This window comes from Streptomyces sp. NPDC051173 (assembly GCF_040689515.1).
In the GTDB taxonomy this organism is placed as follows: Bacteria; Actinomycetota; Actinomycetes; order Streptomycetales; family Streptomycetaceae; genus Streptomyces.
On the sequence record NZ_JBFBBD010000100.1, the window covers coordinates 1 to 24,207 of the forward strand.

General features: G+C 74.1%; 23 protein-coding genes and 1 other RNA gene. 12 read left to right on the forward strand and 12 right to left on the reverse strand.

Annotated features, from left to right (window positions below):
* Positions 1 to 161 precede the first annotated feature (161 nt).
* Positions 162 to 875: a bifunctional DNA primase/polymerase gene (locus AB0435_RS31275; protein WP_366007306.1), complete on the reverse strand. Its 714-nt coding sequence runs from the start codon at positions 873 to 875 to the stop codon at positions 162 to 164.
* Positions 876 to 1,007: 132 nt separating this feature from the next.
* The gene (locus AB0435_RS31280; RefSeq protein ID WP_366007304.1) at positions 1,008 to 1,619 is read right to left on the reverse strand and encodes a TetR/AcrR family transcriptional regulator; all 612 of its coding nucleotides are present in this window, start codon (positions 1,617 to 1,619) and stop codon (positions 1,008 to 1,010) included.
* A 126-nt stretch (positions 1,620 to 1,745) separates the two neighbouring features.
* Here AB0435_RS31280 and AB0435_RS31285 point away from each other — a divergent pair, with 126 nt between their 5' ends.
* Together AB0435_RS31285 and ddaH are read left to right on the forward strand one after the other, a co-directional pair.
* Positions 1,746 to 1,928: a DUF6243 family protein gene (locus tag AB0435_RS31285; protein ID WP_366428495.1), complete on the forward strand. Its 183-nt coding sequence runs from the start codon at positions 1,746 to 1,748 to the stop codon at positions 1,926 to 1,928.
* Between the two features lie 119 nt (positions 1,929 to 2,047).
* Positions 2,048 to 2,878: a dimethylargininase gene (ddaH, locus tag AB0435_RS31290; protein ID WP_366007308.1), complete on the forward strand. Its 831-nt coding sequence runs from the start codon at positions 2,048 to 2,050 to the stop codon at positions 2,876 to 2,878.
* Between the two features lie 86 nt (positions 2,879 to 2,964).
* Here the strand turns inward: ddaH and AB0435_RS31295 are convergent, their stop codons facing one another.
* Entirely contained in the window at positions 2,965 to 3,999 is a 1,035-nt protein-coding gene (locus AB0435_RS31295; protein WP_366007302.1) for a small ribosomal subunit Rsm22 family protein, read from the reverse strand.
* Positions 4,000 to 4,033: 34 nt separating this feature from the next.
* Positions 4,034 to 5,323 carry a Bcr/CflA family multidrug efflux MFS transporter gene (locus AB0435_RS31300; protein ID WP_366007301.1) on the reverse strand — a complete coding sequence of 430 codons (1,290 nt, stop codon included), beginning with the start codon at positions 5,321 to 5,323 and terminating at the stop codon, positions 4,034 to 4,036.
* Between the two features lie 255 nt (positions 5,324 to 5,578).
* On the opposite strand from AB0435_RS31300, the gene AB0435_RS31305 reads away from it, so the two are divergent.
* The 3 genes from AB0435_RS31305 (at position 5,579) to AB0435_RS31315 (ending at position 6,682) form a co-directional block, all read left to right on the forward strand.
* Entirely contained in the window at positions 5,579 to 5,959 is a 381-nt protein-coding gene (locus tag AB0435_RS31305) for a hypothetical protein (RefSeq protein ID WP_366007300.1), read from the forward strand.
* A gap of 148 nt (positions 5,960 to 6,107) precedes the next feature.
* Positions 6,108 to 6,428, forward strand: a complete 321-nt coding sequence (locus AB0435_RS31310) for a hypothetical protein (protein WP_366007299.1) — start codon at positions 6,108 to 6,110, stop codon at positions 6,426 to 6,428.
* Positions 6,425 to 6,682 carry a type II toxin-antitoxin system RelE/ParE family toxin gene (locus AB0435_RS31315; protein ID WP_366007298.1) on the forward strand — a complete coding sequence of 86 codons (258 nt, stop codon included), beginning with the start codon at positions 6,425 to 6,427 and terminating at the stop codon, positions 6,680 to 6,682. The genes AB0435_RS31310 and AB0435_RS31315 overlap by 4 nt, the downstream gene beginning before the upstream one ends.
* A gap of 12 nt (positions 6,683 to 6,694) precedes the next feature.
* Here AB0435_RS31315 and yaaA read toward each other — a convergent pair whose 3' ends face one another.
* A complete protein-coding gene (gene yaaA, locus AB0435_RS31320; RefSeq protein ID WP_366007297.1) occupies positions 6,695 to 7,501 on the reverse strand; it encodes a peroxide stress protein YaaA in 807 nt (268 codons plus the stop codon).
* Positions 7,502 to 7,761: 260 nt separating this feature from the next.
* Between yaaA and AB0435_RS31325 the strand changes: the two genes are divergently transcribed.
* From AB0435_RS31325 to AB0435_RS31340, 4 genes are all read left to right on the forward strand, one after another.
* Positions 7,762 to 9,234 (forward strand): RNB domain-containing ribonuclease, encoded by a 1,473-nt coding sequence (locus tag AB0435_RS31325; RefSeq protein ID WP_366007296.1) that lies wholly within the window; start codon positions 7,762 to 7,764, stop codon positions 9,232 to 9,234.
* 58 nt (positions 9,235 to 9,292) lie between these two features.
* Positions 9,293 to 9,694, forward strand: an RNA gene (gene rnpB, locus AB0435_RS31330) — RNase P RNA component class A.
* Between the two features lie 151 nt (positions 9,695 to 9,845).
* A complete protein-coding gene (eda, locus tag AB0435_RS31335) occupies positions 9,846 to 10,469 on the forward strand; it encodes a bifunctional 4-hydroxy-2-oxoglutarate aldolase/2-dehydro-3-deoxy-phosphogluconate aldolase (RefSeq protein ID WP_366007295.1) in 624 nt (207 codons plus the stop codon).
* 220 nt (positions 10,470 to 10,689) lie between these two features.
* Positions 10,690 to 11,130 carry a hypothetical protein gene (locus AB0435_RS31340; RefSeq protein ID WP_361530093.1) on the forward strand — a complete coding sequence of 147 codons (441 nt, stop codon included), beginning with the start codon at positions 10,690 to 10,692 and terminating at the stop codon, positions 11,128 to 11,130.
* Positions 11,131 to 11,170: 40 nt separating this feature from the next.
* Here AB0435_RS31340 and AB0435_RS31345 read toward each other — a convergent pair whose 3' ends face one another.
* Genes AB0435_RS31345 through AB0435_RS31360 form a run of 4 tightly spaced genes read right to left on the reverse strand, consistent with a single transcriptional unit; the run spans position 11,171 to position 15,046 of the window.
* A complete protein-coding gene (locus tag AB0435_RS31345; protein ID WP_366007294.1) occupies positions 11,171 to 12,349 on the reverse strand; it encodes a bifunctional RNase H/acid phosphatase in 1,179 nt (392 codons plus the stop codon).
* Positions 12,350 to 12,354: 5 nt separating this feature from the next.
* Positions 12,355 to 13,098 carry a C4-type zinc ribbon domain-containing protein gene (locus AB0435_RS31350; protein ID WP_366428501.1) on the reverse strand — a complete coding sequence of 248 codons (744 nt, stop codon included), beginning with the start codon at positions 13,096 to 13,098 and terminating at the stop codon, positions 12,355 to 12,357.
* A 16-nt stretch (positions 13,099 to 13,114) separates the two neighbouring features.
* Positions 13,115 to 13,954 (reverse strand): Nif3-like dinuclear metal center hexameric protein, encoded by an 840-nt coding sequence (locus tag AB0435_RS31355; RefSeq protein ID WP_366428496.1) that lies wholly within the window; start codon positions 13,952 to 13,954, stop codon positions 13,115 to 13,117.
* A gap of 54 nt (positions 13,955 to 14,008) precedes the next feature.
* On the reverse strand, positions 14,009 to 15,046 hold the full coding sequence (locus AB0435_RS31360; protein ID WP_366428497.1) for an iron-siderophore ABC transporter substrate-binding protein: 1,038 nt from the start codon (positions 15,044 to 15,046) through the stop codon (positions 14,009 to 14,011).
* A 310-nt stretch (positions 15,047 to 15,356) separates the two neighbouring features.
* On the opposite strand from AB0435_RS31360, the gene AB0435_RS31365 reads away from it, so the two are divergent.
* Positions 15,357 to 18,551 (forward strand): hypothetical protein, encoded by a 3,195-nt coding sequence (locus AB0435_RS31365; RefSeq protein WP_366428498.1) that lies wholly within the window; start codon positions 15,357 to 15,359, stop codon positions 18,549 to 18,551.
* 440 nt (positions 18,552 to 18,991) lie between these two features.
* On the opposite strand, the gene AB0435_RS31370 is transcribed toward AB0435_RS31365, so the two are convergent.
* The 3 genes from AB0435_RS31370 to AB0435_RS31380 all read right to left on the reverse strand — a co-directional run bounded on the left by AB0435_RS31370 (position 18,992) and on the right by AB0435_RS31380 (position 21,947).
* The gene (locus AB0435_RS31370) at positions 18,992 to 19,933 is read right to left on the reverse strand and encodes a 3-oxoacyl-ACP reductase (protein ID WP_366007290.1); all 942 of its coding nucleotides are present in this window, start codon (positions 19,931 to 19,933) and stop codon (positions 18,992 to 18,994) included.
* 11 nt (positions 19,934 to 19,944) lie between these two features.
* On the reverse strand, positions 19,945 to 21,021 hold the full coding sequence (locus AB0435_RS31375; protein ID WP_366007289.1) for a Zn-dependent alcohol dehydrogenase: 1,077 nt from the start codon (positions 21,019 to 21,021) through the stop codon (positions 19,945 to 19,947).
* 68 nt (positions 21,022 to 21,089) lie between these two features.
* On the reverse strand, positions 21,090 to 21,947 hold the full coding sequence (locus tag AB0435_RS31380; RefSeq protein WP_366428499.1) for a MaoC/PaaZ C-terminal domain-containing protein: 858 nt from the start codon (positions 21,945 to 21,947) through the stop codon (positions 21,090 to 21,092).
* Between the two features lie 360 nt (positions 21,948 to 22,307).
* On the opposite strand from AB0435_RS31380, the gene AB0435_RS31385 reads away from it, so the two are divergent.
* A complete protein-coding gene (locus AB0435_RS31385; protein ID WP_366428500.1) occupies positions 22,308 to 23,465 on the forward strand; it encodes a sensor histidine kinase in 1,158 nt (385 codons plus the stop codon).
* Positions 23,462 to 24,067 (forward strand): response regulator transcription factor, encoded by a 606-nt coding sequence (locus AB0435_RS31390; RefSeq protein WP_366007286.1) that lies wholly within the window; start codon positions 23,462 to 23,464, stop codon positions 24,065 to 24,067. Before AB0435_RS31385 ends, AB0435_RS31390 begins: the two co-directional genes overlap by 4 nt.
* The last annotated feature ends 140 nt before the right edge of the window (positions 24,068 to 24,207 follow it).

Here is a 24,207-nt window from a genome sequence, read left to right on the forward strand (position 1 = left end):
GGTCAGGTACTTCGAGAAGATGTCCTTGGCCGCCTCCGCGTCCGGACGCTCGATCTTGATCTTCACATCGAGGCGGCCGGGGCGCAGGATCGGGGCTGGGGAAAAAGCCCGCCGCAGGCGCAAGCAACCCGCACCCGCAGACGAAAAGCCGTCCGCCAGGACTAGCGCCCGATCGGCCACGCCTCGGACTCGTGGTGTTCGACCCGCGCACACGCATCCGTAAGGGCTTCGAGCAACGACAACGGGTCAGGAAGAGCCCGCTCCGGCCCGTGCAACCAGGCCACCTGCCCATCGGACGGCAGAAGCGAGGGTGGCAGAAGAACGTAGCTGCCGCGGCAGTGCCACCGCAGCCCGGGATGCTCGTCCAGCGTCTCCGGGTGGCAGTCCAGCTCGCAGGGCCACCACTCGTCCTCGTCGTCGGGCGTGCCGCGGGTGGCGGTGAAGAAGAGCATGCGGTCGGGGGTGACGGTGGCGACCGGACCCACCTCGACGCCGGCCGCCGCCAGCCGGTCCAGGGCCGTACGGCCGGCCTCGGCGGGAACGTCGAGGACGTCGTGGGCGATGCCGGTGGCGGTGATGAAATTGGCCTCCGGCTGGGCCCGCAGCCACTTGGTGACCTGCTCGGGGTCGGTGGTGGCGAGGGTCTGCCAGGCGAAGGAGACGGGGTGGCGGCCGGGCGTCGGACAGCCGATGCGCTCACAGGAACAGCCGTAGCCCGACGGGTGCGCGGCGGGGGCCAGTGGGAAGCCCGCGGCTGCCGCGGCCAGGAGCAGTTCTTCGCGGGCGGCTTCCGAGGCCGCTCCGGTACCCGTATCGCCGCCCGCTCCGCTCCTGGGGCGGCGCAGCCACTGGGAGAACCTGCTCTTGCGTTCCATCTATCCCCTCACTTCGACCGCGGTCTCCGGTCAATGCTGCCACCATCCTGCTCCTGGTGTGACCGTCGGACCTATCCAGGTGGTGTGAGACCGGCCGCTCGCGCGGCCGTGCGCGGGCGGCGGGCGCGGGTCTCAGCGCGGTGCGAGACCGCGGAGTGCCAGGTCGACCACGGTGTCGGTGTAGTCGTGGGTGAGCGGCAGGGTCCGGTTGTGCCAGCGGTGGAAGACCGGCCCGACCAGAAGTTCGAGGGCGACCCGGAGGTCGACGTCCTCGGCCACCTGTCCGGCCCGCTGCGCCGAGCGCAGGCGGCGGACGTACGACTGGAGCTGGGGTTCGAGGACCCGTTCGGTGAGGGCGCGGCCGAGCTCGGCGTCGTTCTGCGTCTCGGCGGAGAGCGCGCGCGTCGCGGCTTCGAGGCGCTCACCGGTGAGTTCGTCCACGGTCGCCCGCAGGACCTGCTTGAGGTCGGCCTCGAGGTCGCCGGTGTCGGGCAGCTCGACGGCGGCCGGGTCGTCGATGCCCTCGGGCACGACCGCCTCGAAGAGGACCGCGGCCTTGGAGGGCCACCAGCGGTAGATCGTCTGCTTGCCGACGCCCGCGCGGGCGGCGATGGCCTCGATGGTGAGCTTGGTGAACCCCACCTCCGCGACCAGTTCGAGGGCGGCATCGAGGATCGCGCGGCGGGAGCGCTCGCTGCGGCGGCTGACGTCGGGGCTCTTGGGAGCGGGCGTCTTCTGGGACATGGCCGCATCCTAGCGAGCACCCGCACCATACGAACCGAAACGTATCGTCTTGACAAGACGGTGCGTCTCGTTCAGCCTTACGGGTGAAGCGAGACGGAGCGTCTCGCCTGATCGGGAGGAGATCCCATGAGCCGGGGCAGCGCGGGCAACATGCCCGGAGTCGGCGGCACCCGCAGCAACCTCTCCCGCGGCGCGCTCCGCGGCGGCGGCCGCGGCGGCCGCGCCGGGGGCGGTGCGGACGCGAACGCCCAGAAGCGGGAACTGCTGCGGAAGTTGCGCGAGGGAAGGGGCGAAACCACCGGAGCGTGAGCGGGTCACCGGTAAACCACCCGTACGGTTCATGTGCCAAAGCCCTTGGAGCGAGGACGATTTGGGGCACGTGCCACCCCGCACGTGCCCCACACCACCGTGAGGAGCTCTCCTTGCGTATCGCTCCACCTGCCCCTGCCGCCCCACGGCGGAACACCGGCCCGCGGCGCTATCTGATGTGCCCCCCGACCCATTTCAGGGTCACCTACTCCATCAACCCCTGGATGGACCCGGCCAAGCCGGTCGACCTGCGCCTCGCGCTCGCGCAGTGGGAGGACCTGCGCGACCGCTACCTCGCCCTCGGGCACACCGTGGAGGAGCTCGAACCGCTCCCCGGCCTGCCCGACATGGTCTACGCCGCCAACGGCGCCACCGTCGTCGACGGACGGGTGCTGGGCGCCCGCTTCGCCCATCCCGAACGGACCGCCGAGGCGGCCGCGCACGCGGAGTGGTTCCGCTCGCACGGCTATCGCGACGTCCTCGAACCGGAGCACATCAACGAGGGCGAGGGCGACTTCGCCGTCACCGCCTCCTGGCTGCTCGCCGGGCGCGGCTTCCGCAGCAGCCCGCTGTCCCACCCCGAGGCGCAGGAGTTCTTCGGCCGCCCGGTGATCGGGCTCGACCTGGTCGACCCGCGCTACTACCACCTGGACACGGCGCTGTGCGTGCTCGACGGCGACGAGGTCATGTACTACCCCGGAGCCTTCTCACCGGGCAGCCGGGCCGTGCTGGAACGCCTCTTCCCCGACGCCCTGATCGCCACCGAGGAGGACGCCTCGGCCCTCGGCCTGAACGCGGTGTGCGACGGCCGCCACGTGCTCCTCCCCCAGGCCGCGGTGGGCCTCTTCGCCCCCTTGCGGGCCCGCGGCTACGAACCGGTCGGCCTCGACCTGGGCGAGCTCCTGAAGGGCGGCGGAAGCGTGAAGTGCTGCACGCTGGAGCTTCGGTGACGGTGAGTCAGGTGGCTTGCCGACCGCGGGTCCACTGAGCCCGCGGCGATCAGCCTCCCGCCGGTCCGGACGTGACGTCCGGCAGGTCAGTCCCGGGTCGGCGCCCCGTCGTCGCTGCCGTCGTCGCCCCACTCGTCGCCCCAACTCACGTCGCGCGCGGCCTTGTAGAGCCCGCCGTGCCGCTTGGTCACCGTCTCCCTCGTGAGGCCGTCCTCGGGGGTGCACAGGTCGAGCAGCACCTGGCCCTTGCGGATCTGCGGCTTGCGTACGACGCGGGCGGGCGCGGCCGGCACGTCGAGGTCGCGCACCGCGGCCACGTACGAGAACTTCTCGTCCTCGTACGGCAGCGAACCTCCCTTCACCTGCCGGTGGAGGGAGGAGCGGCTCACCCGGGCGGAGAAGTGGCACCAGTCGGTGCCCGGCTCTATCGGGCAGGCGGCGCTGTGCGGGCAGGGGGCGACGACCCGGAACCCGGCCGCGACAAGGCGGTCGCGGGCCTCGATGACGCGGAGGTAGCCGTCGGGCGTGCCCGGTTCGATCAGGACGACGGCGCGGGCGGCGCGGGCCGCCTCGTCGGTCACCGCGCGGCGGTCCGCCTCGGTGAGCTCGCCCAGGACGTACGAGACGGTGACGAGGTCCGTGCCGTCGGGGATCGCGAGGGCACCGCCGATGGTCTGCCGCCGCCACTCGGCGGTGCGCAGCCCCTCGTCGTGCGCGGCGCGGGCCAGTTCGGCGCCGAGCGCGAGGGCGGGCTCGGCCCAGTCGAGGACGGTCGTGCGGCGCTCGTGCCCCTCCCACGCGGCGGCCACGGCCCAGCTCGCGGCGCCCGTACCGCCGCCGACGTCGACATGCGAGGCGGGCACCCACTCCGGGAGCCGGTCCCGGAACGCCTCCAGCGCCGACCGCACGGCCTCGAAGGTCGCGGGCATGCGGTAGGCGGCGTACGCGACGACGTCGGAGCGGTCCCGCAGCACGGGGGTGTGCGTCGGGGTGCGCCCCCGGTAGTTGGCGATCAGCCGCTCGACGGCCTGCGCGGCGACGCGCGGCGGCAGCCCGTCGAGCACCGCGGCGAGCGCGGACCGCAGATTGCCGGCGACGGGAAGGGGGTGGGGGGCGTGCATTCGCAGAATTCTACGGTCTGGGGGGGGGACGCCCTCACCTGACGGCCTGCCTCCGCCAAGGCCGGCACAGAGCCAGGAAACTCACCAGCGCCGCCACCGCGCAAGCGACCTGCACCACCGCCATCGGCACGGCCGTGCCCTCCCCCGCGATGCCCACCAGGGGTGACGCCACCGCCCCGAGCGCGAACGTCGACGTGCCCAGCAGGGCCGACGCCGAGCCCGCCGCGTCCCGCGAGCGCATCAGCGCCTGGGCGTTCGTGTTCGGCATGGCGAGGCCCATCGCCGACATCAGCACGAACAGCCCGGCCGCGACCGGCACCAGCCCCGCCTCGCCGAAGACGCCCGAGGCCATCAGCAGCAGGGCGACGGACGCGAGGGTGACGACGGCGAGCCCGACCGCGAGCGCCTTGTCGAGGCTGACGCGCCCGACGAGCACCTTGCCGTTGATCTGGCCGACGATGACGAGGCCGACGGAGTTGAGCCCGAAGAGCAGGCTGAAGGTCTGCGGGGAGGCCCCGTAGATGTCCTGGATCACGAACGGCGACGCGGAGATGTAGGCGAAGAGGGCGGCGAAGGCGAAGCCGCCGGAGAGCATGTACCCGGTGAAGACGCGGTCGCCGAGGAGCCCGCCCATGGCCCGCAGGGTCTCGCGGAGCCCGCCGGCCTGGCGCCGCTCGGGCGGCAGCGTCTCGCCCAGGCCGCGCCAGACGACGACGGTGAGCAGCAGGCCGACCACGGTGAGGACGACGAAGACGCCCCGCCAGTCGGTGAGCCGCAGCACCTGTCCGCCGATGAGGGGGGCGACGACGGGGGCGACCCCGGAGATCAGCATGAGGGTGGAGAAGAAGCGGGCCATGGCGTCGCCGTCGTAGAGGTCGCGCACGACGGCGCGGGCGATGACGATGCCCGCCGCGCCCGCCAGCCCCTGCACGAGGCGGAAGCCGATCAGCAGTTCCGCGGTGGGCGCGAGGGCGCAGACCGCGGTGGCGAGGACGTAGATCACCATGCCCACGAGGAGGGGCCGCCTGCGCCCCCACTTGTCGCTCATGGGGCCGACCACGAGCTGGCCGAGCGCCATGCCCAGGAGGCAGGCGGTGAGCGTGAGCTGGACGGTCGCCGCAGGCCGGTGCAGGGCGTCGGTGACCTCCGGCAGGGCCGGGAGGTACATGTCCATGGACAGCGGCGGCAGGGCGGTGAGACCGCCGAGGACGAGGGTGACGAGCAGGCCCGTACGCCGGGCCGCGGCTATGTGGTCGCCGCGTTCGCCGGAGCCGCCCTCGGGGGCACGCTGGGGCGCGGCTGTGCCGCGGCCGGGGTCCGTCATGCGTCGCGCTCCACAGTAGTTGTCGGGTCAACCATTCAGTCCACCATGGTGACATGATCACCGGCGGCCCCGGCCCGTACCGGTGCCCGGGCGGACGGCGGCCCGGCCGCCGCGCGCGTGGCCGGAAGAGGTGTGAAGGGCCGTACGGACGTCAACTCCCCTGAAATACATGGCATCCACAGGCAACCAGTGCCCCCTGGTTCCCCGTGTTCCTCAGTGAAGGCCGTGAATCAGGTCTACAGGGAGGAACACGCCATGAACCGCGCATACCGCCTCGCTCTCACCGGTGCTCTCAGCGCCGCCCTCGTCGCCGGCGGCGCCAGTGCCGCCTTCGCCGCTTCCCCGGCCGCCGCGATATCCGCGCAGCCCGCGCTGACCGCGCAGGCGAGCACGACCACCGTCAACGCCTGGCAGGAGTTCCACGTCTCCGGCAAGGCGACCGCCATCAAGGCAGGCACGAAGGTCACCCTCCAGCAGAAGCAGGGCTCCAAGTGGGTCTCGCTCCCCGCCACCGTCGCGGTCGACAAGAGCTCGGCCTACTCGATGCGCGTCAAGCTCGGCATCAAGGGCAAGAACTCCCTCCGCGTCACGGGCGGCCAGGCGACGTCCCCGGTGTTCACGGTCACGGTGCGCTGACCGCGTCCGCGCGACAGAGCGGAGGTGCTCGCCGTCGCCGTCATTCGGAAGCAGGATGAGACCGACGGCGACGCCGGGCAGCCGGACCCGCCCCGGAGATGCGCGAGAAGCCGCGCACAGGAACTGGCGTGACGGCATACTGACTGCCATGTCGACGCCACGAACGCCGGAGCTCCCCGGCATCCCGCGCACCATCGGCGGGATCGCCGCCGCTCTCGACGCCCACTGGCAACACAAGTTCTGGGACGACGTGCGGTGCATTCACGACGGGATCTCCGCCCGCATGACCATTGACGACTGGTGGCGACAGGCCGTCATCGACACCGCGGGCGACGACACCGTCAGGCGCGCCGCGCTGGAGGACGCCGCGGATCTGCACCTGATCGAGCTCGCCAAGGCCGACAGCGACGGCACCACCATGAGCCACGAAGAGGCCATGGCGGTCTTCGATCAGGCGCAGGCTTCGTGAGGTACACGCTGATCTGGGCCAACAACACCGCCCGCAAACTGCGAGAGCTGCGCCAGCGTGACGGGGACGCGGTCAAGCCGTTCCACGACGCCATCAACGGCCTCGTCCGCGACCCCCGCCCCGCGGCCGCCGTGCGTATGGGCGGAACGGACTCCTACCGACTGCACGTCGGAAAATACCGCGCCCTGTACGACATCGACGACGGCAACGTCTCCGTGACGGTACTGATGATCGGCAACACTCCGGTCCGGTAACTCCCGGCCGCCCTAGACCTCCGTCACCACCACATCCAGCGCCCACGGCCGCCCCGCGCGGGCCGGGGCCGTGGACTCCACCGTGTATTCCAGGTCCCGCAGCGCGGTCACCAGGTCCGGTACGCCGGAGGGGGTGACGCCCGCCGTCAGGAGGTCGCGGACCAGGCGGCCCTTGGTCGCCTTGTTGAAGTGGCTCACCACGGACCGCTTCTCGACCCCGTCCACGATCTTCGACTGGAGGACCCGCACGGTCGCGGTGCGGCCCGCGACCTCGCCCTTGGGCTTCCACGCCGTGGCGTAGGCCGCCGACCTCAGGTCGAGCACCAGCCCGTCCGCCGCCGCCTCCGTCAGGTGGGGCTCCGTCGCGCCGCGCCAGTACGCGCCGAGCGCGCCCAGCCCCGGCAGCCGTACGCCCATCGAGCAGCGGTACGACGGGATCGGGTCGCCCACCCGCACCGCGCCCCACAGCCCGGAGAAGACCAGCAGGGACGCCTCCGCGCGGCGGCGCGCCGCCGGGGGCAGGCCGGCCAGGCCCAGCGCGTCGTAGAGCACGCCGGTGTAGACCTCGCCGGCCGGGCGGGTGCCCGCCGCGCGCAGGCCCGCGTTCTTCGCGATCTCCCCGCGCAGCCCGGGCGAGAGCCCCAGCACCTCGGCGGCCTTGTCCTCGTCGGCCGCGCACAGCTCCACCAGCTCCGTCAGCACGGCCTCGCGCGCTCCGGACAGCCCCGGCAGCGACAGCGCCCCGAGGTCGAGCGCGGCCCCGGCACCGCCGTCGACGGCCGTGGCCTTCCCTTCGGACGGCGGCAACAGCACGAGCACGGTCGATCTCCTCCAGTGGTTCTTCTTCCGGTACGGCCCCGGGGCAGCCTAACGCCGTGCGCGGCGGATCCTCGCCCGGCTGCGGGACCGTCGCGCCGACGGCGGGAGGCGGCCCTGTCCCGCGGCGCGGGCGCTGGGGCCGGACGGTCCGCCGCCCACTCGCGAGATCCACCGCGCACGGCCCCGCCGCGCGCCCCTCCTGCCATGTCCCGCCATGCCCCGCCGTGCCCCACGCCCGCGCCCCGCCTACGCTCGATGTCATGCCCCGCCGGCCGATCCACGTGACCGACGCGGACGGCACGCCCCTGCGGGCCGCCCTGCGCGAGCTGCGCGCGCGGTCCGGGACACCCGTGGAGTTCCCGGCCGAGGCCCTGGCGGAGGCCGAGCAGGTGGCCACGCGGCCCCGGCTCCCGGCGCGCGACGCCACCGACCTGCCGCTCTTCACCATCGACCCGCCCGACTCGCTCGACCTGGACCAGGCGATGTACCTCGCGCGCCGGAAGGCGGGCGGCTTCCGGGTGCACTACGCCATCGCCGACGTCACCGCCTTCGTCCGCCCCGGCCAGGCCCTCGACGCCGAGGCGCACCGCCGCGTCATGACCCTCTACTACCCCGACCGGCGCGTGCCCCTCCACCCCGACGTCCTCGGCGAGGGCGCCGCCAGCCTGCTGCCGGACCACACCCGGCCCGCCCTGCTCTGGCAGCTCGACCTCGACGCGGACGGCCAGGTCGAGCGGGCCGACGTGCGCCGCGCCCTCGTCCGCAGCCGGGCCAAGCTCGACTACGCGGGCGTGCAGCACGCCGTGGAATCCGGCGCCGCCGAGGAACCGCTGTGCCTGCTGCGGGAGGTGGGGCTGCGGCGTGAGGAGCTGGAGCGCGCCCGCGGCGGCATCTCGCTCGACGTCCCCGAACAGCAGATCGTCCGCCACGGCAACCACTACGCCCTCGAATACCGCGCGCCCCTGCCCGCCGACGGCTGGAACGCCCAGATATCCCTGATGACCGGCATGGCCGCCGCCGAGCTGATGCTCCGCGCCGGCACCGGCATCCTGCGCACCCTCCCGCCCGCGCCCGAGTCCGCCGTCGACCGGCTGCGCCGCGTGGCCCGCGCCCTCGGCGTCAACTGGCCGGAGAACATGCCGTACGCCGTGGTCGTCCGCGCCCTCGACCCCGCCCACACCCAGCACGCCGCCTTCCTCCAGGAGTGCACCGCCCTGCTGCGCGGCGCCGGGTACCGGGTCTTCGACCGCGAGCGGCCCGCCGCCCACCCCGTGCCCACCGACCCGGCCGCCCTCGCCCACGCCGCGCTCGCCGCGCCGTACGCCCACTGCACCGCCCCGCTGCGCCGCCTCGTCGACCGCTACACGGGCGAGCTGTGCCTGGCCGCGGCCGCCGGGACGGACCCGCCGGAGTGGGTGCGGGTCGCGCTCGACGCCCTGCCCGGCGAGATGGAGACGGGCGCGCGGCGGGCCGCCCAGGTGGAGCGCGAGTGCGTCGACCTGGTCGAGGCGGCGCTGCTGCGCGACCGGATCGGCCAGGTCTTCGACGGGTACGTCGTCGACGTCCAGGAGGAGCGCCCCACCGCGGGCACCGTGCACCTCTACGAGCCCGCCGTGGTCGGCCACGTCGAGGGCGACGGGGACGGCCCGCCCCTGCCGCTGGGGCACCGGATGCGGGTCCGGGTCATCGAGGCGGACCCGGGCCGGGACAAGGTCTGGTTCGCTCCGGCGTGACACCACCGCAAGGTCAAGGGGGCTGCATCACGGCAGGTAGCATGGTCGGCACGGCGGACGAGCCGGCCGGGCGGCCGCGTGGGATCTTCGGATCCCCCGAGGAACGTCCGGGCTCCACACGGCAGGGTGGTGGGTAACGCCCACCCGGGGTGACCCGCGGGACAGTGCCACAGAAAACAGACCGCCGGAGGCCGCGAGGCTTCCGGTAAGGGTGAAACGGTGGTGTAAGAGACCACCAGCGTCCGAGGTGACTCGGACGGCTAGGTAAACCCCACCCGGAGCAAGGTCAAGAGGGGCCGCCTCACGGCGGCCCTGCGCGGACGACCGAGGGCTGCCAGCCCGAGTCCGCGGGTAGACCGCACGAGCCTGTCGGCAACGGCAGGCCTAGATGGATGGCCGCCTCCCCGGCCGCCGCGAGGCGACCGGGAGACAGAACCCGGCGTACAGGCCGACTCGTCCGTCGGTCATCTTGAGCGAGGCCCCCCGAACTGCCCGAGCGGCAGGGCGGGGGGCCTTCGCCGTAGGCCCGTGGCCCGGGTGCGGGCCTTGCGTTGCATCCTCCGCAACCACCATTGCTTACCCCACTCCCCCACGGCAGGATGCCGTTCGTGATGCCACCCCGTGACGTGCTCAGCCTCGCTCCCGTGCTGCCGGTGGTCGTGCTCGACGATGCCGGCGACGCCGTGCCGCTCGCGCGGGCGCTGGTCGCGGGCGGGCTGCGGGCGGTCGAGATCACCTTGCGTACGGCCGGGGCGCTGGAGGCGATACGGGCCGTCGCGGCTGAGGTGCCGGAGGCGGTCGTCGGGGCGGGCACGGTGCTGACGCCCGGCCAGGCGGAGGCGGCGACGGCGGCCGGGGCCGGGTTCCTGGTGAGCCCGGGGTGGACGGAGCGGCTGCTGGCGGCGGCGACGGCGGCCGGGGTGCCGTTCCTGCCGGGGGTGTCGACCGCGTCGGAGGTCATGACGCTGCTGGAACGCGGCGTGCGCGAGATGAAGTTCTTCCCCGCCGAGGCCGCGGGCGGGCCCGCGTTCCTGAGGTCCCTCGCCGGACCGCTGCCCGCGGCCCGCTTCTGCCCGACGGGCGGCATCGGCCCGGAGGCGGCGCGCGAGTACCTCGCGCTGCCCAACGTCGGCTGTGTGGGCGGTACGTGGATGCTGCCCGCCGACGCCCTCGCGGACCGGGACTGGGCCCGGGTGACCGAACTCGCCCGCGCCGCCGCCTCCTTGCGCGGCTGAACCGACACCGCGGGCCCCGCGATCACGCAACGGTCACCTCACCCCACCGATCCGGTGTCGTCCGAAAGGGTCAATCCGAGAAACGCGCCATGGAACGCCATCGAACGCCATGGCCCCGCCGTACCTGCACCGCCGCCCGGCCGCGGCCCGCAAACCTCCGTCCCGCACCGGGATTTCCGACGCCTGACCCGCGCTCCTTCCGCGTAGCCTGCTGCTCGCCATGAACGATTTCGTTGACGAGGCCCGCTCGCGAGTCGCACACCTGCTCAGGATGGCCAACACCACGGACGCCCGGATCAGGGCCCGGATCATCGAGTACGCGGACACCACCCCGGAGCCGCCCGTCATGAGCCGCGCCGGGATCGTCACCACCGGCTGCCCGCGCTGTCTGAGGACGGCGTGGCGGCAGCACGACGCGGAGGGCCCCGTGTGGGTCTGCGCGTCGTGCGGCCACGTGGAAGGAGTGATCGTGAAGTGCCCCCACTGCGCTGTCGCCATGACACCGCCGCCCATGGGTGCCCCCGACCGCTGGCAGTGCCCGACGTGCCCGCGCGTCGCGGCGACGGGCGAGAGCCCCCAGGACATCGAGGAGCGTGAGCAGCAGCGCCTGGCCGCGCTCGCGGCCCTGAACGAGGCGATAGCACTGCGCGTCGCGGAGTAGCGGGGCGGGCTTCCGCCGGCGGCGTAAGCCCGTCGTGCCGCTATCGCAGGTGCGACGTGTCGTTCAGCAGCCGTACGGACGCGTTGCCGTCCGCGTAGTAGGCCACCGCCGAGAGGGAGGCCGCGGACAGCTCCATCCGGAACAGCGACTCCGGCGGGGCGCCCAGCGCGAGGCGGACGAGGGTCTTGACCGGGGTCACGTGCGTGACCAGGAGGACCGTGCGGCCCGCGTACCGCGCGAGGAGCTTGTCGCGGGTGACCGCGACCCGGCGGGCCACCGTGGCGAAGCTCTCGCCGCCGCCGGTGGGCGCGGCCTTGGAGGAGGCGAGCCAGGCGTCGAGGTCGTCGGGGTGGCGCTCCTTGACCTCGGCGAAGGTCAGGCCCTCCCAGGCGCCGAAGGCCGTCTCGCGCAGGCCCTCCTCGACCCGCGCCTCCAGGCCGAGGCGCGCGGCGACGGCGGCGGCCGTCTCCCGGCAGCGCCGCAGCGGCGAGGTGACGACGGCCTGCACGGTGCCGCGGGCGGCGAGGGCGGCCGCGGTGGCCTCGGCCTGGCGGCGCCCGGCGGGCGAGAGTTCGGGGTCGGCGCCACCGCTGCCGGAGAACCGCTTCTGCGGTGTCAGGGCCGTCTCGCCGTGCCGCAGCAGGACGAAGGTGGTGGGCGTACCGAGGTCGGCCGGTGCCGCCCAGCCGACGGGCGCGGCCTTGGGCTCGGCGAGCGGGGGCTCGGCCGGGAGCGCGGGTATGACGGATGCCGGTGCCGGCCGCTCGCGGACGGCCGCGGTGGACGCGCCGGGCTCCCACTGCCTGCCGAGCCGCCCGGCGTCCATGGCCTCGTTGGCGAGCCGGTCCGCGTGCTTGTTCTGCTCGCGCGGGATCCACTGGTAGGTGACGCGCCCGGCCGGGAGGACCGTGCGGGCCTCGGCCGCCAGCGGCTTCATGTCCGGGTGCTTGATCTTCCAGCGGCCGGACATCTGCTCCACGACGAGCTTGGAGTCCATCCGGACCAGGACGGTCGCTTCCGGGTCGAGGGCCTTCGCGGCCTTGAGTCCGGCGATGAGGCCCTTGTACTCGGCGACGTTGTTGGTGGCCGTGCCGATGTACTCGGCGGCCTCCGCGAGCGCCTCGCCCGTCGCCGGGTCCAGGACGACCGCGCCGTAGCCGGCGGGGCCCGGGTTGCCCCGGGAGCCGCCGTCGGCCTCGACGACGAAGCGATGCGCCATGGGTGCTACAGGCCCGACTCGGAGGTGCGGACCAGGATGCGGGTGCAGTTCTCGCAGCGCACGACGGCGTCCGCGGCCGCGGCCCGGACCTCGTTGAACGCGGTGATGTCGAGCTCCACGCGGCAGCCCTCGCAGCGGCGCTGGTAGAGGCGGGCAGCACCGACGCCGCCCTCCTTGACGCGCAGCTTGTCGTAGAGCTTCAGCAGGTCCGCCGGGACGGAACCGGCGACGATCTCGCGCTGCTTGGCGACCGAGGCGGCCTCGGCGTCGATCTCGGCGAAGGCGGCGTCGCGGCGCGCGGCGGCGTCGTTGACCTTGGCCTGCACGGACTCCACGCGGGCGGTGAGCTCGGTGGCCCGCTCCTGCGCGGACTCGCGGCGCTCCATGACCTCGAGGACGACGTCCTCCAGGTCGCCCTGGCGCTTGGCGAGCGAGGCGATCTCGCGCTGGAGGTTCTCCAGGTCCTTGGCGGACATGCCGACACCGGTGTCCAGGCGCTGCTGGTCACGGGCGGCGCGCTGGCGCACCTGGTCGACGTCCGACTCGGCCTTGGACTGCTCGCGGGCGGTGTCGCTCTCCTCGGTCTGCGCGGCGACGAGCAGGTCGCGGTGCTGGGTGAGGTCGGCCTCCAGCGAGGCGATCTCGGCGTGCTCGGGCAGGTTCTTGCGCTTGTGCGCGAGCTGTCCGAGGCGGGTGTCCAGGGCCTGGAGGTCGAGAAGGCGGATCTGGTCGGCGGGCGCGGCGTTCAGTTGGGGGCTCCTGTGGTTACTTGTTCGGGAAGGAGGACGCCGCGTGGGCGGTCCAGGGGTCGGTGACCGTACGGGAGATGTGGGTGCGCAGGCCCCACCCGTGGCGGTCGGAGATCTCGTCGAGCTGGGCGGCCGCCTGCTCGATCCAGGGCCATTCGGTGGCCCAGTGCGCGGCGTCGACCAGGGCGAGCGGGCTGTGCTGCTGGGCCTCGGACGCGGGGTGGTGGCGCAGGTCGGCGGTGACGTAGGCGTCCACGCCCGCGGCGCGCACCTCGTCGAAGAGCGAGTCGCCGGAGCCGCCGCAGACCGCGACCGTGCGGATCGTGCGGTCCGGGTCGCCCGCGACGCGGATGCCCTGCGCGGTGGAGGGCAGCCGCCGGGCGGCGCGCTCGGCGAACTCGGCGAGCTTCACCGGCGGGTCGACGGCGCAGATCCGGCCGAGGCCGCGGCGGCCCTCGGGGTCGGTCGGGTCGGGCACCAGCGGACCGGTGACGCGCAGGTCGAGCGCGCCGGCGAGGGCGTCGGAGACACCGGGGTCGGCGCGGTCGGCGTTGGTGTGCGCGACGTGCAGGGCGATGTCGTGCTTGATGAGGGTGTGCACGACCCGGCCCTTGAAGGTGGAGGCCGCGACCGTGGTCGTCCCCCGCAGATAGAGCGGGTGGTGGGTGACCAGCAGGTCGGCGCCGAGCTTCACGGCCTCGTCGACGACCTCCTGCACGGGGTCGACCGCGAAGAGGACCCGGCCGACGGTGGCCTCGGGGTCGCCGCAGACGGTGCCGACGGCGTCCCACTGCTCGGCCCGCTCCGGGGGCCACAGGGCGTCGAGGGCGGCGATGACTTCAGACAGTGCGGGCACGGGAGAAAGGCTACCTTCCTGCCGTGCCCGCGCGGCCATCGTGCGGAGCGGGGTCTACTTCACGAGGAAACCGCGAAGATCGTCCAGCACGCTGTTCGCGGCGGTGACGCCCAGGCCGAGGTACCAGGTCTCGTCCTTGACGTCCTTGGCGTGCCCGTCCTGGACCGCCTTCAGGTTCTTCCACAGCGGGTTGTCCTGGGCGCTGTCGCGCTTGGTCTTGTCCGGGTCGCCGTAGACGCCGGTGAAGATCCAGTCGGCGTCCGCCTGGTCGATGTTCTCCGGGCTGATCTGCTTGGCGAGCTCGTCGCCCTGCTGGTTCTCCGGGCGCGGCAGGCCGGCGTCCTTGAGGACGGTGCCGATGAAGGACTGGCCGGCGTAGAGGCGGGTGAACTGCGGCATGTAGCGCAGCATGGTGATCGTCGGCTTCTTCGCGCCGACGTCCTCGCCGAGCTTCTTCGCCTTGGCCTCGTAGGCGTCGAGGTTCTTCTTCGCCTCGGCGGTCCGGTCCAGGGCGGCGGCGTTGAGGAGGTAGTTCTCCTTCCAGGTGAAGCCCGGGCGGACGGAGAACACGGTCGGCGCGATCTTCGACAGGTTCTTGTAGCTCTTCTCCGCGCGCAGCTTGCTGCCGAGGATCAGATCGGGGTGGAGGTCGTTGATGGCCTCCAGGTTCAGGTTGTTGATGGTGCCGACGCTCTTGGGCTCCCCGGCGTCCTTCTTGAGGTAGTCGGGGATGCCCTGGCTGCCCTCGGTGGGCGCCCAGCCGACCGGCTGCAGGCCGAGCGAGACGACGTTGTCGAGCTCGCCGACGTCGAGGACGACGACGCGCTTGGGCCGCTCCTTGATCTCCGTGGTGCCCAGCGCGTGGGTGACCGTGCGCGGGAACCGGCCGGGCGCGGCGTCCGTGCCCATCTTCTTCGTCTGCTCGCCCGCCTTGCCGAAGTCCTTGCCGCCCTCGGCCACGGCCTTGGAGCCGTTGCCGCCGTCCTTGCCCGCCGTGTCCTTGCCGTCGCCGGAGGAGCCGCAGGCCGCGAGGGACAGCGCGGCGGTGATGGAGAGGGCGACGGCGGCGGTGCCGCGGCGGCGAAGTGACATCACGTGCTCCAGGGGTAAGGGGGACGAACGGTGGACGAACAGGGGGCGGGGCATGCCCGTCGAGCGGCCGTCAAGAAGGCCGGTCCAGCCACTTAGGCACGCCTTACCTTAATCGGGCGGCACCGCACGAAGCACACCCACCCCCCATCGCTCAGGCGAATCGGACATCCGCCACCCTTACGCGTGAAGCGGACCCGCTCTCATTGTTCGGCTGGTAGTGCGATAACTACGTTCAGTGCCGGAGGTGACGTTTCTCATGACGGTCTGTGCCCCCCAGAGCACTCCACAGAGCACCCCACGGAGTGCGTCGATGGACATGAGACGCGCGGCATTCACGGTCACAGCGGACGGTTCGTACGCCGCCCGGCTGGCACTCGACGGCGGGACGGGTGGCTGGTTTCCGGAGCGCTGGACGCTCGACGGCCCCGAACCGTACGCCGTGCCGCTGCCCGGCACCCAGCCCGAGGAGCCCGACAGCGACGTGCTGCCGCTCTCCGACGGGCGGGTCCTGATCCGGCGCAAGGTGGCCGAGCGGCACACGGTCTCGCTGCTCTACCCCACCGGCCCCGGCACCGGAGAGCTGCAGGTCGGCGCGGTGGAGTGCGAGCGCCTTTCGCTGCTGCCCCCGGCGCCCGGCGGCACCGCGGCGTACGGCCTGGTGCACCACGAGCGCTCCACCGCGCTGTGGCTGCTGCACGGCGGCGCGTTCGGCCCCGAGCGGATCGCCGAGGTGGGGGGCCGCTGCACGGGCGGCGCGTGGCTCGACCGTACGGGCCGGCTGCTCGCCCTCGACCGCGAGCTCGACGGGCGCACGAAGGCGGTGATCGTCGACCTCGGGCGCGGTGGCGAGATCAGCCCCCTCCTCCAGATCACCGAGGAGAGCCAGGACCGGCTGCTGCTGGCCGACCCGTACAGCGGTCTCCTGCTCGTGCGCTCGGACGCGCCCGGCCACGACCGGCTGGGCTGGGGGGTGCTGGGCTCCGCGCGGCCGGTGCGCTTCCCGGAGTGCCTGCGGCTGCCCGACGCCGTGCTGACCCCCTTCGCCGCGCAGCCCGGCCAGGAGCTGGCGCCCGAGGGGTGCGCGGTGGCGTTCCGCATCGAGGGGCCGACCGGCAGCTGGGTGGGCGTGTGGCGTCCGGCGGCCCGCCGCCTCCAGCAGTTCCCGGCCCCGGCGGGCTGGCTGGTGGGCACGGGCCTGTGGACCGCCGGCGGCGAACTCCGCCTGCCGTACGTGACGCCGTACGTGCGCTGCGGCCTGGCCCGCCTGCGCCTCCCGGACACGGACCGCGACCGGGCGCGCGGCGAGGACCGGGATACGGCCCGCGGCCCCCTGGGGGAGCCCGCGCCCCCACCGGCCGCCGACCGCCCCCGGGTGCCGAACCCGTCCCCGGCGGGCCCCGACCCGGTGAGGGCGCCGGCACCCTCACCGGGGGAACCGGCGCCACCTGCCCCCTCGGCCGCCGACCGGACCCGCATGCCGAACCCCACGCCCCCGCCCGGGGAACCGGCACCGCCTGTCCCGCCGGCCGCGGACCGGGTCCGCATGTCCCGTCCGCCCGGGGGCCCGGCCCCCACCGCCCCGTCGCCCTCGGACCGGAGCCCTCACCCGGCCGGGCCGTCCGCCGGGCAGATCCCTCCGGAAGCGATCCGGCCTCCGGCCCCGGCCCCGGCCCCGGCGGGAGAATCGGCGCCCCTCCAGGCGCCGGGCAACACCCCGGGAAACCCGTCCGCGTCCGCGCCCCGGCACGTCCCTCCCGACCCGATGCCGCTGGGAGCACCAACGCCCCTCATCCCAACGGCTACGGACCGGGCCCGAGTGCCGGACCCCACACCACCGCTCCGGACCCCCGACCCACTGGAGCAACCGGCACCCCACCAGGCCCCGGGAAGCCCGGCCACCTCCGCGGCCCGGCCCCTCTCACCGGTCTCACCGGACCCGATGACCCAGCTGGGCACACCGCCACCCGCCACCCCGTCGGCCCCCGGCCAGGCCCGGCCGACGAACCCCGCGCCCCACCCCCTCCCCGCGGACCCGGCCCCCGGCCTGCTGAGCCAACCGGCCCCCCTCCGGACCCCGACCGACAACCCGGGAAGCCCGACCACGCCCCGGCACCTCCCCCCGGACCCCACACCCGCCCCATTGGGGCAACCAGCGCCCCTCCGGACCCCGGACAACGCCCCGGCGAACCCGTCCGCGTCCACACCCCGGCACCTCACCCCGGACCCGATGACCCAGCTGGGCACACCGGCGCCCGCCACCCTGTCGGCCCCCGCCCCCGCGCCCCAGCGCCTCCTCCCCCGGGACCCGGCCCCCGGCCTGCTGGGACAACCGGCCCCCCACCAGGCCCCGGCCGCCACCCCAGGAAGTCCGACCACCCCAACACCCGCCCCGTTGGGGCAACCCGCAGCCGGCGTCCAGGCGGTACGACCCGGTGCCTCCGGTCAGCCCCGGGTCCCGGCCACCGGGCCGGCCGGGCCGTCCGTCGCCGTTCCTCAGGATGTCGCGCGCCCCCCGGCCTGCCCCTCGCCGGGACAACCGGCGCCCGCACCGGCCCGGCACCTGCCCCCCTCCACCGGCCCGCTGGGGGAACCCGTTCCCAGCGCCCCGGCCGCCGACCGGGTCCGCGTACCGGACACCGAGCCGGCGGGCCCCTTCGTGTCCTCCCAACTGGGGGCCCAGGGAGCGCGCCCCGGCCCGGCGGGCCCGGCGGCCTCCACCCCACCGGGGGCGCCGGACCGGACCCCGGGCCCGGCCGCCCACCCGGCGGACCCGTCCGACTCCGCGCCCCGCGCCCTCGCTCCGGACCCGGTCCGGAACCCGGCCCCCTCGGCCTCGGTTCCCGAGCGGTCGGGCCCGGCGCTCTCCTCCCCGCCGGGGCAACCGGACCCGGTCACGCGCCCCGCCCCGGACCACGGCCGAGCCCCGGTGCCGTCCCGCGACCCCGCGACCCGGCACCTCCTCCCGGACCCGCTCCGGACCCCGCCCCCCGGCCCGCCAGGACAGGCGCCGGCCGCCGCCCGGGGCGCGCGCCCCGACGTCTCCGGTCAGCCCCGGATCCCGGCCTCCGGGCCGATGCCCCCGCGCCCGGCCGGACCACCGGCGCCGGCGCCCACCGTCCCGACCGCCCGGAGCGTGCTCCGGGACCTGGCCGAGCCCTTGCCCCCAGCTCCTGACCCGGCCCCGGTGCGGCGGCCGCTCGCCGCGCCGGATCCCGCGCGGGCCGCCGCCTGCGACACGGCCGCCCAAGGGCTGATCCCCGTACCCCCGCAGGCCCTGGCGCCCGTGCCGGTGCAGGGGCCCGTGCTCGGGCCGCCGGCGCAGCGGGCGGAGCCCGAGATGTGGACCGCGGTGCCGCCGTCCACGTATCCCGGACGTCCGGCGGCGGCGATGCCGGAGGCCTGGTCGGCGGCGGCCCGGCCCGCCCCGGCCGTGCAGGGGTACGAGTGCCCGTCCCGGCCCGTTCCCCTGCAACAGGCACCGCTCGGGCGGAATCCCCATCCCTGAGCGGGGCGACTCGCCGACGGACCGGGTGGCTAGGCGATCAAGGTCCCGTTAGTATCGGGCGGGGGCTGCGCAGCTGTACCGGACGGACACCACGGGCACCGGAGTGGACCGGACGGTCGTGCGCGGAAAGCGTGTTGACTTCCGTCGACGCCGTGCGCCACTGCCATGGCCCCCGAGCGCAGAGCACGCAGCCCCCATCCGACGGAGTGACTTTCCCCATGCCCGACGCCCGAACCGACACGACCGAAGCGCGCCCTCTCGAGGCCGCCCAGGCCGCAGCCGCCGGCTCCGGCAGGCACCGTGGCCCGGCCTCACCGCAAGACGCCAGCGCTCCCGCGCACGGCAAGCACCGCAGAACCGACCGGTAGCAGACCCGGTAGGCCGACGGGCCGGAGGCCGCTGAGCTCAGCGGCCTCCGGCCCGTCCGGCGTCGGGGCCCCTCACGACTCCCGCTTCAGGCCCAGGACCTCCTTCGCCGCGAACGTCTCGCCCAGCGGGCGCGTCGCGAAGTACGGCGTGAGCGCGCCCTCCAGCTCCTCCACCCCGAAGATCCCCTCGGCGGCGTCGAACTTCGCCGCGATCCGGGGGCGCTCGACCACCGCGACCATCCCGCCGTGCACTACAAAGACCTGCCCGGTCACCCCGGCGGCCGCCGGGGAGGCGAGATAGGCGACGAGCGGGGACACGTGGCCGGGGGCGAGCGCGTCCGGCACGCCCTCCGGCACACCGATGCCCGCGAAGACGTCCTCCGTCATCCGGGTCCGCGCCCGGGGGCAGATCGCGTTGACCGTCACCCCGTACTTGCGCAGCGCCTCCGCCGTCGACGTGGTGAGCCCGACGATGCCGCCCTTGGCGGCCGCGTAGTTCGGCTGGCCCGCCGATCCGGCGAGGAAGGCCTCCGAGGAGGTGTTGACGATCCGTCCGTACACCGGGCGGCCGGTCGCCTTCGACCGGTCCCGCCAGTACGCGGCGGCGAAGCGCGTGGTGTTGAAGTGCCCCTTGAGGTGCACATGGATCACGGAGTCCCACTCGTCCTCGGTCATCGAGAAGACCATCCGGTCCCGGAGGATGCCCGCGTTGTTGACGAGGATGTCGAGCGATCCGCCGCTGCGGACGGCGAGTTCGACCAGTTCCCGGGCCTGCGCGAAGTCGGCCACGTCACCGGCGTGGGCGGTGGCGAGGCCGCCGGCCGCCCTGATCTCGGCGACGACCTCCTCCGCGGGCCCGGCGGAGGCGGCGCCGGAGCCGTCGCGGCCGGGCCGGCCGTGGTCGTTGACGATGACGTGCGCGCCGAGCCGGGCCAGTTCGAGCGCCTCGGCCCGGCCGAGCCCGCGCCCCGCGCCGGTGACGATCGCGGTGCGGCCCGCCAGGGATGTCGCCACGGTGGCCCCCTTCAGATCTCGACGCAGGTGCGCAGCGCCTCGCCCGTGCGCATCTGGTCGAGGGCGTCGTTGATCCCGGCGAGCGGGACTCGGTGGGTGATGAGCCCGGCGAGGTCGATCCGCCCGGCCCGCCACAGGGCGATAGCCCGTTCGTACGAGCGCGTGATGGCCCCGCCGCCGTACAGGGACGGCAGGATCCGCTTCTCGTCGAAGAACAGCTCGAACATGTTGATCCGGAAGTGGTCGTCCATCGCGCCCGCCCCGACGACGCAGAGCGTGCCGCCGCGCCGTGTCGCGCCGTACGCGGCGCGCGCGGTGGCGGACTTGCCGACGACCTCGAAGACGTAGTCGAAGCCCTCGCCGCCGGTGAGCCGGGTGACGGCGTCGTCGAGGGCGTCGGGCGCGACCGCCTCGGTGGCGCCGAAGCGCAGGGCCGCCTCGCGCCGGGACGCGACGGGGTCGACGGCGACGATCCCGGCCGCCCCGCTGACGCGCGCGCCCTGCACGGCGCAGATCCCCACGCCGCCGCAGCCGATGACGGCGACCGACGAACCCGCCTCCACAGCGGCGGTGTTGAGGGCGGCGCCGAGGCCGGTGGTGACGCCGCAGCCGATGAGGGCGGCGATGTCGTACGGCAGGTCGTCGGGGATGGGCACGGCGCAGCCCGCGTCCACCACGATCTCCTCGGCGAACGTGCCGGTGCCCGCGAACCCGAAGACGTCGGTGTCCCCGTGGCGGAAGTTGGGGGTGCCGGAGTTCATGAATCCGGCCAGGCACAGCTGGGACTGGCCGCGCCGGCAGGCCGGGCAACTGCCGCACGGGGGAAGCCAGCAGACGAGGACGCGGTCGCCGGGCCCGAGTCCGGTGACGCCGTCGCCGGTCTCGACGACGTCCCCGGCGCCCTCGTGGCCGGGGACGAAGGGGGCGGGCTGCGGCAGGACGCCGGACATGGCGGAGAGGTCGGAGTGGCAGAGCCCGGTGGCCCGCATCCGGATCCTCACCTTGCCCGGTCCGAACCCGACGGGCTCGACGGAGTCGAGGACTTCGAGCTTGTCCTGCCCGGTCCGATGCAGTACGGCTGCGCGCATGTGGGGCTCCCTTCACGGCTGTTGCGTCGTAGGCGGGTCCGCCGCGCTGAACTACGCACGCACATCAGCTATTCGTGTCCGACGACCGTGTCCTTCAGAACGGTCGCGTCTCCCCGCTCCACCACCGTCACCAGCACCTGGATCCGACCCGGCGACACGCTCCAGGCCCGGACGCGGAGCGTCTCGCCCGGGAAGACGACGCCCGCGAAGCGTGTCGCGTAGGAGCGGACGCGGGTGACGTCTCCTCCGAGCAGCGTGTCCACGACCGCCTTGAGGGCGATGCCGTAGGTGCACAGGCCGTGCAGGACGGGCCGGTCGAAGCCCGCGAGCGCGGCGAACCCGGGGTCCGCGTGCAGGGGGTTCCAGTCGCCGGAAAGGCGGTAGAGGAGTGCCTGGTCCTCGCGGACACGGCGCTCGACGGTGACGGACGGTGCGGTCGTGGGGACGTCGAGCCGGGTGGTCGTGCCGCGCTCACCGCCGAAGCCGCCTTCGCCCTTCACGAAGATCTCGCACTCGCTCGTCCACAACGGCCCGTCGGCGTCGGCGGCGTCGGAGCGCAGCACGATGACGGCGGCCTTGCCCTTGTCGTGGACGGCGGTGACGCGCGAGGTGTGGGTGGCGGAGCCGTGGACGGGGATGGGCCGGTGGAGTGTGATGTGCTGCCCGCCGTGCAGGACCGCGGCGAGGTCGATGTCGATGCCGGGCGCGGCGAGGCCGCCGCCCAGTGCCATGGCGCCGCCCGCGACGGTCGCGAAGCTGGGGAGGACGTGGAGCCTGCTCTCCAGGGTGTAGCGGAGTTCGGCGGGGTCGGTCGCCGGGATGCCCGCCCCGATGCCCAGGTGGTAGAGCTGGATGTCCTTGTGGTCCCAGGAGAGCCGGGTGGTGAGGGGCTCGGCGGCGACCGCCTGCGCTGCGTCGATCGGCATCGGGGCAGGGCTCCTTCGCGGCGAGGTGGAGACCCCGACCCGGCCGTCCGCACCGCCGCCCGCGCCGGAGTCACTGCCGGTCGGCCCGGGACACGCTCGACGTAGAACGCGTTCTAGCCGATCCGGTGGGACCCATGTATAGCCGATCGCCGTGAGGGTGGGAAGGCCACGGGCGGGCCGGCCTCCGGCGGCGCCGGGCCGCAGGACGGCCGGGCTTCGAGGCACAGGACGGCCGGGATTTGAGGCACAAGACGGCCGGGCCTTGAGGCACAGGACGGCCGGGCCTTACGACAAATGTCACGGGTCGTCGCCCACACTTGCATCTGCCCAGGTCACCACGGTGTTCCTTAAGGTCGGAGCATGAACGACAGCGCCGGGTCGACGGCACGCCACAAGCCACCGGGGAAATTCGCCTTCGTACCGTGGCTCTTCATGCTCACCGGGGACGTCCAGGGGCTGTTCCGCGGGCAGGCGGCGCTGCCCTGGCTGGGCGGGGCCGGGGTGCTCGCCTTCGCGGTGCTCTACGTCGTGGCGGTCTTCACCAGCCTCGACGAGCGGCGCCGGCACACCCGGACGCCGCGCGTCGCGCTCGCCGGGCTGGCGGCCGTGACCTATTCGCTGACCATCGGCTACGGCGGCGACTGGCTGCTGTGCTTCCCGCTGCTGTCGCTGGCCAGCGGAATCGTGCTCAGGAACCGCGAGGGCAACGGGCGCCGGCTCGGGGTCGTCGTCCTCACGCTCTCCTGCTCCGCCGGGCTGATCGGCAGCTTCCGCGGCGGCCCCAGCGAGTCGCTGATCATCGGCTACGGCACCATGCTCTCCGGTCTCGTCACGGCCGCGATCCTCACCCTCTTCGAGACCGTCGCCCAACTGCGCGCCACCCGCGAGGAACTGGCCCGCAGCGCGGTCGAGCAGGAACGGCTGCGCTTCTCGCGCGACCTGCACGACCTGCTCGGCCACACCATGTCCGTGATCGTGGTCAAGGCGGAGGCCGTACGCCGCCTCGCCCCCCGCGACCTGGACGCCGCGCTCGGCCAGGCCGCCGACATCGAGGCCGTCGGGCGGCAGGCGCTCACCGAGATCCGCGAGGCCGTCACGGGCTATCGCGAGGGCAGCCTCACCACCGAACTCGACCGCGCCCGCTCCCTCCTCGAAGCCTCCGGCATCGAGGCGGAGATCCGCCAGTCCGGCCCCCCGCTGCCACCGCAGTCCGCGGCGCTGCTCGGCTGGGTGGTGCGCGAGGGCGTCACCAACGTCGTACGGCACAGCGGCGCCGGGCGCTGCACGGTCGAGGTGCGCGGCGAGACCGACCAAGTGCGCCTGGAGATCACGGACAACGGGCGCGGCGTAGGCTCGGACGCGTCCGCGAAGAGCTGCGGTACGGGGCTGAAGGGGCTGGCCGAGCGGCTGGCCGTCGCGGGTGGTTCCCTGACGTGCGGACCGGACGGGCGGCGGGGGTTCCGGCTCGTCGCGGAACTGCCAGTGGACTCGGAGTCCGAGGAGGACGGCAAGAAATGATCAAGGTGTTGCTCGCCGAGGACCAGGGCATGATGCGGGGCGCGCTCGCGCTGCTGCTCGGGCTGGAGGAGGACATCGAGATCGTCGCCCAGGTCGGCAACGGCGACGAGATCCTGCCGAAGGCTCGCGAGGCCCGACCCGACATCGCCCTCCTCGACATCGAACTGCCCGGCCGCAGCGGCCTGGACGCGGCCGCGGACCTGCGGTCGGCGCTGCCGGAGTGCCGGGTGCTGATACTCACGACGTTCGGCCGCCCCGGCTATCTGCGCCGGGCGATGGAGGCCGGGGCGTCCGGCTTCCTCGTGAAGGACGGCCCGGTGGAGGACCTCGCCGCCGCGATCCGCAAGGTGCTCGCGGGCGAGCGCGTCATCGACCCCGGCCTGGCCGCGGCCGCCCTCAGCGCGGGCCCCAACCCTCTCACCCAGCGCGAACGCGACGTCCTGGCGGCGGCGGTGGACGGGGCGACGGTGTCGGACATCGCGGCGAAGGTCCACCTGTCGCCGGCGACGGTGCGGAATTATCTGTCGGCGGCGATCGGCAAGACGGCTACTCGGAACCGGATGGAAGCGGTTCGCGCTGCGCGGCAGAACGGGTGGCTGTAGGGGGGTGTTCACGGGGTTGCGCCTGCGGCGGGCTTTGTTCCCCTACCCCGCCCCTTCCCGAAACTGGGGCGCTGCCCCAGACCCCGAACCTCGGGTCCGTTGCCGCCTGCGGCGGGGGCTCCCCCAGCTACCGCTGGGAG

Bases quoted from the DNA above. Each gene is read 5' to 3' on its own strand.
- AB0435_RS31360 (WP_366428497.1), bottom strand. From the start codon at position 15,046: ATGTCACTTCGCCGCCGCGGCACCGCCGCCGTCGCCCTCTCCATCACC.
- AB0435_RS31300 (WP_366007301.1), bottom strand. From the start codon at position 5,323: ATGACGGACCCCGGCCGCGGCACAGCCGCGCCCCAGCGTGCCCCCGAG.
- AB0435_RS31345 (WP_366007294.1), bottom strand. From the start codon at position 12,349: ATGGCGCATCGCTTCGTCGTCGAGGCCGACGGCGGCTCCCGGGGCAAC.
- AB0435_RS31285 (WP_366428495.1), top strand. From the start codon at position 1,746: ATGAGCCGGGGCAGCGCGGGCAACATGCCCGGAGTCGGCGGCACCCGC.
- AB0435_RS31295 (WP_366007302.1), bottom strand. From the start codon at position 3,999: ATGCACGCCCCCCACCCCCTTCCCGTCGCCGGCAATCTGCGGTCCGCG.
- AB0435_RS31310 (WP_366007299.1), top strand. From the start codon at position 6,108: ATGTCGACGCCACGAACGCCGGAGCTCCCCGGCATCCCGCGCACCATC.
- AB0435_RS31325 (WP_366007296.1), top strand. From the start codon at position 7,762: ATGCCCCGCCGGCCGATCCACGTGACCGACGCGGACGGCACGCCCCTG.
- AB0435_RS31385 (WP_366428500.1), top strand. From the start codon at position 22,308: ATGAACGACAGCGCCGGGTCGACGGCACGCCACAAGCCACCGGGGAAA.
- AB0435_RS31280 (WP_366007304.1), bottom strand. From the start codon at position 1,619: ATGTCCCAGAAGACGCCCGCTCCCAAGAGCCCCGACGTCAGCCGCCGC.
- AB0435_RS31380 (WP_366428499.1), bottom strand. From the start codon at position 21,947: ATGCCGATCGACGCAGCGCAGGCGGTCGCCGCCGAGCCCCTCACCACC.
- AB0435_RS31375 (WP_366007289.1), bottom strand. From the start codon at position 21,021: ATGCGCGCAGCCGTACTGCATCGGACCGGGCAGGACAAGCTCGAAGTC.
- AB0435_RS31365 (WP_366428498.1), top strand. From the start codon at position 15,357: ATGGACATGAGACGCGCGGCATTCACGGTCACAGCGGACGGTTCGTAC.
- eda (WP_366007295.1), top strand. From the start codon at position 9,846: ATGCCACCCCGTGACGTGCTCAGCCTCGCTCCCGTGCTGCCGGTGGTC.
- AB0435_RS31275 (WP_366007306.1), bottom strand. From the start codon at position 875: ATGGAACGCAAGAGCAGGTTCTCCCAGTGGCTGCGCCGCCCCAGGAGC.
- AB0435_RS31390 (WP_366007286.1), top strand. From the start codon at position 23,462: ATGATCAAGGTGTTGCTCGCCGAGGACCAGGGCATGATGCGGGGCGCG.
- AB0435_RS31305 (WP_366007300.1), top strand. From the start codon at position 5,579: ATGAACCGCGCATACCGCCTCGCTCTCACCGGTGCTCTCAGCGCCGCC.
- AB0435_RS31340 (WP_361530093.1), top strand. From the start codon at position 10,690: ATGAACGATTTCGTTGACGAGGCCCGCTCGCGAGTCGCACACCTGCTC.